The following is a 6,968-nucleotide window of genomic DNA, read 5'->3' on the forward strand; positions in this document are numbered from 1 at the left end:
GTCGATCCGCTGCGCGGATCGACCCTCCCTCGAGGGGGAGGGAAAAAAGCGCTAGATTCCCATCATGGCGCGCAGCACCTTTTTGTCGGTCGCGCCGCCGGCGAAATCGTCGAATGCTTTTTCCGTCACCCTGATGATGTGATGCTGAATGAAGGGAGCGCCTTCGGCCGCGCCATCCTCGGGGTGCTTCAGGCAGCATTCCCATTCCAGCACCGCCCATGAATCGTAGTCATATTGGGCGAGTTTGGAGAAGATGCCGCCGAAATCCACCTGTCCGTCGCCGAGCGAGCGGAAGCGCCCGGCCCGGTTCGTCCAGCTCTGATAACCGGAATAGACGCCTTGCCGGCCGGTCGGATTGAACTCGGCATCCTTGGCGTGGAACGCCTTGATCCGCTCGTGATAGATGTCGATGAATTCGAGATAGTCGAGCTGCTGCAGCAGGAAATGCGACGGGTCGTAGTTGATGTTGCAGCGCTTGTGGCCGCCCACCGCGTCGAGGAACATCTCGAAGGTCGCACCGTCGAAGACGTCCTCGCCCGGATGGATTTCGTAACCGACGTCGACGCCATTGTCCTCATAGACGTCGAGGATCGGCTTCCAGCGTTTTCCCAGTTCGGAAAATGCTTCCTCGATCAATCCCGCCGGCCGTTGCGGCCAAGGATAAAGGTAGGGGAAGGCCAACGCTCCGCAAAACGACACCGACGCCTTAAGCCCGAGATTCTTCGACGCCTTGGCGCCGAACTTCATCTGTTCGACCGCCCATTGCTGCCTGGCTTTAGGATTATTGTGCAACGCAGGCGGCGCGAAGCCATCGAACTGCGCGTCATAGGCCGGATGCACCGCCACCAACTGTCCCTGCAGATGCGTCGACAGCTCGGTGATCTCAACGCCCGCCTCGGTGCAGATGCCCTTCACTTCGTCGCAATAGGCCTGGGAAGACGCCGCCTTCTCGAGGTCGAACAGCCGGCTGTCCCAGGTCGGGATCTGCACGCCCTTGTAGCCCAGCCCGGCCGCCCATTTGGTGATCGCCGGCAGCGAATTGAACGGTGCGGCATCGCCTGCGAACTGCGCCAGAAACAGCCCAGGACCCTTCATTGTCGACGGCATCGGCATCCTCCCTAATTATCCACGACCAAGCATAGCGCCGATTGAAAGCAGGGCCAGCCTCTTTGGTCTTTTCTCGACAGGCGCTAGTACGCACCGCCATTCTGGTATTACCAAATATGGTCATTTGGTCAAGCGGTGCCACTCGCAACCAGCGCTGCGAAAATTGCCGGGCAGCGGACTAATACGCCAGTTTTATCAATGAAATAATCATGGGCCGGGGCTGCCTTGTAGGATTTCTTGCCGTCCAGATGAAATTGCTGTAGACCTCTTTTCACGCCCAATTGGTCGAACCAGTTTACGACAAATGCTGGAGCGCCTTGGGGAGGAATCATGCGACGCACTCTGGTGGAGCGCGTCGCAGGCGAACTGTTACAGGCGAATTCTGGGAAGGACAGACCATGCATCTTTCGACGCACAACTGGATGCGGGCGGAACCATTGGAGACGACGCTCAAACGCATCAAGAAATTCGGCTATGAGTCGATCGAAATTTCCGGCGAGCCCGAGCAATACAAGACCGATGAGACGCGCGCGCTCCTGAAGGAGCACGGCATCCGCTGCTGGGGGGCGGTGACGCTGATGCTGGGCGAGCGCAATCTCGCCGCCAAGGACCAGGGCCAGCGCGAGCGCTCCGTACAGTACGTCAAGGATGTGCTGACGATGGTGAGCGAACTCGACGGCGAGATCATCACCCTGGTTCCCGCCACCGTCGGCAAGGTGGTGCCGGACGGCACCGAAGAAGAAGAATGGAAATGGGTCGTCGACGCTACCAGGGAATGCTTCACCCATGCCAAGAAGGTCGGTGTCAAGATCGCGGTCGAGCCGCTCAACCGTTTCGAGACCTATCTGTTCAACCGTGGCGCCCAGGCGCTGGCGCTGGCCGATGCAGTCAGCCCCGAATGCGGCGTCTGCCTCGACGCCTACCACATCCACATGGAAGAATTTAACGTCTATGATGCCATCCGGCAGGTCGGCAAGCGCCTGTTCGACTTCCATGTTGCCGACAACAACCGCTTCGCCGCCGGTCTCGGACAGATCGACTGGCCGAAGATCGTCGGCACGCTGAAGGAGGTCGGTTACGATGGCGCGCTGACCAACGAGTTCGTCGCCCCCGTCGACCGCACGCCGGCCGCTCCCTATCCCGACATGGTCGAGCGCAATCCGGTCGACATCTCGCCGGAGCAGCTCAAATTCATTCAGGACCATGGTTCCAGCGTGCTGACGGAAAAGTTCTACACCGATCAGATGCGCATCAACGCTGAAACGTTGCTGCCGTTGATCAAGTAGTCGGTCCGTTTGAGAATGAGCCTTCCGCCCTGACCGGCGGCAAGGCCGGGGATGAACATGCGCATCAAGACGGTCCAAGCCTGGTGGGTCCGCATACCGATCGAAGCCGCGAAGCAGCACCGCAGCGACTTCGGTAAAGTGACGACGTTTGATGCCGCCATCCTGCGCATCGAGACCGACGACGGGCTGGTCGGCTGGGGCGAAGGCAAGAATGCTGCCGGCAGCACCGGCAGCTATGGCGCCCTCGTCCACATGCTGAACCACGAGGTCGGCCCGCAGCTGATCGGCTGCGATCCGGCCGACATCGGGGTGATCTGGGAGATGCTCTATAATGGCGTGCGCCACGACAGTGCCGCGCAAAACGGCCACGCCATGCCGCAACTGGCGCGGCGCGGCATCAGCGTCGCTGCGATCAGCGCCGTCGACATCGCGTTGTGGGATATTCTGGGCAAGTCGCAGGGGGTTCCAGTCTGGCGGCTGCTCGGCGGCCGCAAGCTCGACCGCATGCCCGCCTATGCTTCCGGCGGCTGGGCTTCCACCGAGGCGATCGGCGACCAGTTAAAATCCTATATCGCCAAGGGCGGTTTCAAGGCGCTGAAGATGCGGATCGGCGCGATGGACGGCGCTCCGCATCTTTCCGCCGCCCGCGTGCGCGCCGCAAGACAGGCGCTCGGCCCCGAGGTTGACCTGATGGTCGATGCGCATGGCACCTATACGGTGGCGGAAGCCAAGCGCTTCATCCATCTCGCCGGCGATCTCGATCTGGCCTGGTTCGAGGAGCCGGTCATCGCCGACGACAAGCCCGGCATGGCCGAAGTGCGGGCCTCCGGCTCCATCCCGATCGCCACCGGCGAAAGCGAAGCGACGCGCTATGCTTTCCGCGACCTCGCCACGCTCAAGGCGGCCGATATCTTCCAGCCTGACCCGGCTTTTTGCGGCGGCATCAGCGAGGCGATAAAGATCGGCACCATCGCCAGCGCCTTCAATCTGCGCTTTGCGCCGCATCTGTGGGCTGGCGCGCCTTGCTTCTTTGCCGGGCTGCATGTCTGCGCTGCTTCGCCGGCTAGCTTTACCATCGAGTATTCGCTCGGCGCCAACCCGATGATCCACGATCTGATCGAGGAGACTGTCGAAGCAAAGGACGGTATGATGGCGATCCCGGAGAAGCCCGGACTGGGATTCACCCTTTCGGAACGGTTCCTGGAGGCGCACGCGCTACGCGGCTGATCATGAAAGAAAAGAACCTTCTCGCGGAACTCGCTGCCTATCTGTTCTCCCACTCCGACAAGGCGACGGGCCGAACGCCGTCGGAGCGTGAACTGGCGGAGCATTTCGTCGTCAGCCGCGGCCAGATCCGCGAGGCGCTGGCCATCCTCGAAGCCATGCGCATCGTCGAGCGCCGGGCCAAGTCCGGCATCTACATCGACACCAAGCAGGCCAGCGTCGAGGCGATGGCGCTTTTTGCCAGGGCCGGCCTGCCGCTTGATCCGATCCAGATCTACGAGACGGTCGAGTTGCGCAAGATCCACGAGATCAAGGCCGCCGAGCTTGCCTGTTCGCGCGCTACCGAGGAAAATTTCGAGCGGCTGCGCGAAATCCTGAAGGCGTCGGAGGAGCGCATTGCGGCAGGCGAGGGCCTCGCCAAGGAGGACCGCGAATTCCACCTTGAAATCGTGCGGGCAACCAAGAACAGCGTTTTTCACAACATATGCAGCGTCTATTACATGATGGGCGAGCAACGCCTGCCGATCTATTTCAACGATCCCGAACGCAGCGTGCGCTCGCATGCCGAGCACATCCAGATCTACGAGGCGCTGCTGCGCCGCGACGGCAATCTCGCCCAGGCGCTGATGAGTGCCCATCTGCAAGGCGCGGAAAGTTACTGGAAAGGCCTGATCGAAGGCGGCGGGGCAGAACCTTACAGCCCAGCACTCGAACAGGTCTGATATGCCCAAAATCCTGTCGACGCACACGCTGCACCCGCGCGCCTCCGCCATGTTGACTGGTGCCGGCGAACTCGTTGTCGCTTCCGCCCTCGATGCGGACACGCTGGCGACTGAGGCGAGGGACGCCGATATCATCATCGTTCGCGCCGCGCTGCCATCAGCGCTGTTCGAAGGTGCTACGAAGCTCCGGGCTGCAATCCGCCATGGCGCCGGGCTCGACATGGTTCCGATGGAAGCGGCCACTGCAGCCGGCGTGCTGGTGGCAAACGTGCCGGCGGTCAATGCACGGTCGGTCGCCGAATACGTGATGTTCGCGACCCTGGCGCTGCTTCGGCGTTTCCGCATGGTGGACCGCGACTTGCGGGCGAAGGGCTGGCTGGCCGGCCGCGACCACACCATTCTCGCCAGCGAGCTCGCCGGGAAGACGATCGGCATTGTCGGCTTCGGCGCCATCGGACAGGCAGTCGGCCATATCGCAGCACATGGTTTCGACCTGAACGTGGTAGCGACGACGCGCAGCATGAGGCCGGCGCCCGATAGGGTCGGCTTCCTGTCGATCGACGCACTGATCGAGCAGAGCGATATCATCGTTCTGTGCTGCCCGCTGACACCGGAGACGCGCGGCCTGATCAACCGCGAGCGCATCGGTCGAATGAAGCCGCATGCGCTGCTGATCAATATTTCGCGCGGGCCGGTGATCGACGACGACGCGCTGATCGAAGCGCTTCAAAAGGGTGGTATCGGCGGTGCCGGGCTCGATGTTTTTGTGACGCAGCCGCTGCCTTCAGATCATCCCTATTTCGGCTTCGACAATGTCATCCTCACACCGCACATGGCCGGCATCACCGAACAATCGATGATGCGCATGGGCGTCGGTTCGGCTGATGAAGCCTTGCTGGTGCTGGCCAACAAGTTGCCGGTCAATCTGCGCAATCCCGAAGTGGTCGAGCACTACCGGCGGCGGTTTCCGGCCGATATCTGAGCACCTCAACGGCTAATGCATGTCGCGCAAAAGTGCGCAGCGGTTTGCGATAACGACATGCATAGAAACAAGCGTCGCATGAACCCGTTCAGACGCGACGCGCTTTAAGCAGTGCCTCGACTTCCGCCGCGATGCGCAGGAGACGGTGGTCGTGGCCGTGGCGCGCCACCAGCATCAGCCCGGCCGGGCGCGCCATTCCCGGCATCGGCAGCGAGATCGCGCAGAGGTCGAACTGGTTGGCGACCTGCGTGTTGCGCAACAGAAGGCCTTCGGTGCGCTCACATAGAGCTTCGTCGCTGGTCATAGACACGATGGTCGGCGCGGTGACCGGTGTGGTCGGCAGGGCCAGCACATCGACGGACGCCAGCCGCTCGTCCATGGCGGCGACAAGCGCCGTGCGGCGGCGGATTACCCTTATATAGGCCGTGGCCGGAACGGCGGCGGCGCGCGACAACGGCTCGCCCACCCGCGGATCGACCGGCGTCGTCGCACCTGTCGCCAGCCAATCTGCATGGACCGCGGCGCCCTCCATTGCCGCGATCGAGGCCTGCTTGGTTACCCCTCGCAAATCGGCAAGGAGGTCATCGATGGACAGATCGGCGAGGTATGCACCCGCAAGCTCTACCTTGCGAACACATCGCTCGAACGCCGCCGAGACCTCTTTTTCCGTATCCTCGAAGAGCGCGCCGCGCGGAATGCCGATGCGCAGTCCGGCAAACGGAAGCGGAACCAGAGCCATAGTCTCCTCGCCCGCCATCACAGCGTCGGCTGCGGCACATTCGGCGACGGTGCGGGCAAGCGGGCCAATAGAGTCCAGCGTGGCCGACAGCGGGAGAACGCCATCACGCGGCACCCGGCGTGCCGTCGGCTTGAACCCGACGACACCGTTCAGCGATGCCGGAATGCGCACCGAACCGCCGGTGTCAGAACCGATCGAGATCTCGCTCGTGCCTTCGGCAACGGAAACACCGGCGCCGGAGGATGAGCCACCCGCAATCCGGCTGGCGTCGGTCGCATTGCCGGGCGTGCCGTAATGCGGGTTGACGCCGATTGCGGTAAAGGCGAATTCGGTCATATTGGTCTTGCCGAAGATGATAGCGCCCGCCTGCCGCAATCGTTGCACGATGACGGCATCCCGGATCGCCGGCGCCGCGGTGCTGAGCAACAATGATCCGGCCGTGGTCGGCTCGCCGGCGACATCGAACAGGTCTTTGATCGACAGAATTGTTCCGTCGAGCGGCCCGAGCGTCACGCCTGCTCTGCGCCGACCATCGGCGGCATCGGCTGCTGCCCGTGCGGCTTCCGGATAGAGCTTTACGAATACGGTTTCATTGTCCGCGCGGACGGCGAGACGCGAAAGGACGACTTCGAGGCTGTCGCGGAACGATTGCATTTTCGGTGTCGGACTCCGGACGCCTGCAACGTCTTACAGGCGACAGGTGGTGCGTGGCCTGCAGAGACATAACCCGGCATAAGCACTTTTTCACCCCTGTCGAACCGAAGGAAGGAGGCGACCTGATGCTCTACAAAGGCAACTGCCACTGCGGCAAGATCGCCTTCGAGGTCGAGGGCAATCTGACCGGAGCCGTGCGATGCAATTGCTCGATCTGCTCGCGCAAAGGCGCGCTGCTATGGGCCGTGCCGCAC

Annotated in this window: 7 protein-coding genes and 1 pseudogene; 5 read left to right on the plus strand and 3 right to left on the minus strand. The window is 62.3% G+C overall.

Translation table 11 applies throughout. The features are described from left to right. Positions 1-51 precede the first annotated feature (51 nt). Together EOA86_RS15960 and EOA86_RS15965 are read right to left on the minus strand one after the other, a co-directional pair. Complete coding sequence (locus EOA86_RS15960) at positions 52-1,107, minus strand: sugar phosphate isomerase/epimerase (RefSeq protein WP_128342492.1); 1,056 nt, start codon at positions 1,105-1,107, stop codon at positions 52-54. Between the two features lie 128 nt (positions 1,108-1,235). Then, positions 1,236-1,439, minus strand: coding sequence for a hypothetical protein (locus EOA86_RS15965; protein WP_127208719.1), 204 nt, complete (start codon positions 1,437-1,439; stop codon positions 1,236-1,238). A gap of 66 nt (positions 1,440-1,505) precedes the next feature. Between EOA86_RS15965 and EOA86_RS15970 the strand changes: the two genes are divergently transcribed. Genes EOA86_RS15970 through EOA86_RS15985 form a run of 4 tightly spaced genes read left to right on the plus strand, consistent with a single transcriptional unit; the run spans position 1,506 to position 5,321 of the window. Next, the gene (locus EOA86_RS15970) at positions 1,506-2,393 is read left to right on the plus strand and encodes a sugar phosphate isomerase/epimerase (protein WP_029348293.1); all 888 of its coding nucleotides are present in this window, start codon (positions 1,506-1,508) and stop codon (positions 2,391-2,393) included. A 57-nt stretch (positions 2,394-2,450) separates the two neighbouring features. Continuing rightward, positions 2,451-3,620 carry a mandelate racemase/muconate lactonizing enzyme family protein gene (locus EOA86_RS15975; protein WP_128342494.1) on the plus strand — a complete coding sequence of 390 codons (1,170 nt, stop codon included), beginning with the start codon at positions 2,451-2,453 and terminating at the stop codon, positions 3,618-3,620. Between the two features lie 2 nt (positions 3,621-3,622). Beyond that, a complete protein-coding gene (locus EOA86_RS15980; RefSeq protein ID WP_128342496.1) occupies positions 3,623-4,339 on the plus strand; it encodes a FadR/GntR family transcriptional regulator in 717 nt (238 codons plus the stop codon). Position 4,340: 1 nt separating this feature from the next. Further along, entirely contained in the window at positions 4,341-5,321 is a 981-nt protein-coding gene (locus EOA86_RS15985; RefSeq protein WP_128342498.1) for a hydroxyacid dehydrogenase, read from the plus strand. Positions 5,322-5,409: 88 nt separating this feature from the next. Here the strand turns inward: EOA86_RS15985 and EOA86_RS15990 are convergent, their stop codons facing one another. Further along, entirely contained in the window at positions 5,410-6,714 is a 1,305-nt protein-coding gene (locus tag EOA86_RS15990; protein WP_128342500.1) for an amidase, read from the minus strand. A gap of 125 nt (positions 6,715-6,839) precedes the next feature. Between EOA86_RS15990 and EOA86_RS40315 the strand changes: the two are divergent. Next, a pseudogene (locus EOA86_RS40315) lies at positions 6,840-6,968 on the plus strand (GFA family protein); the annotation flags it as partial.

This window comes from Mesorhizobium sp. M5C.F.Ca.IN.020.32.2.1 (assembly GCF_004023105.1).
GTDB lineage: Bacteria > Pseudomonadota > Alphaproteobacteria > Rhizobiales > Rhizobiaceae > Mesorhizobium > Mesorhizobium wenxiniae.

Coding starts and splice junctions, on each gene's coding strand:
- EOA86_RS15965 (WP_127208719.1), bottom strand. CDS start 1,439: ATGATTCCTCCCCAAGGCGCTCCAGCATTTGTCGTAAACTGGTTCGAC.
- EOA86_RS15975 (WP_128342494.1), top strand. CDS start 2,451: ATGCGCATCAAGACGGTCCAAGCCTGGTGGGTCCGCATACCGATCGAA.
- EOA86_RS15970 (WP_029348293.1), top strand. CDS start 1,506: ATGCATCTTTCGACGCACAACTGGATGCGGGCGGAACCATTGGAGACG.
- EOA86_RS15980 (WP_128342496.1), top strand. CDS start 3,623: ATGAAAGAAAAGAACCTTCTCGCGGAACTCGCTGCCTATCTGTTCTCC.
- EOA86_RS15985 (WP_128342498.1), top strand. CDS start 4,341: ATGCCCAAAATCCTGTCGACGCACACGCTGCACCCGCGCGCCTCCGCC.
- EOA86_RS15960 (WP_128342492.1), bottom strand. CDS start 1,107: ATGCCGTCGACAATGAAGGGTCCTGGGCTGTTTCTGGCGCAGTTCGCA.
- EOA86_RS15990 (WP_128342500.1), bottom strand. CDS start 6,714: ATGCAATCGTTCCGCGACAGCCTCGAAGTCGTCCTTTCGCGTCTCGCC.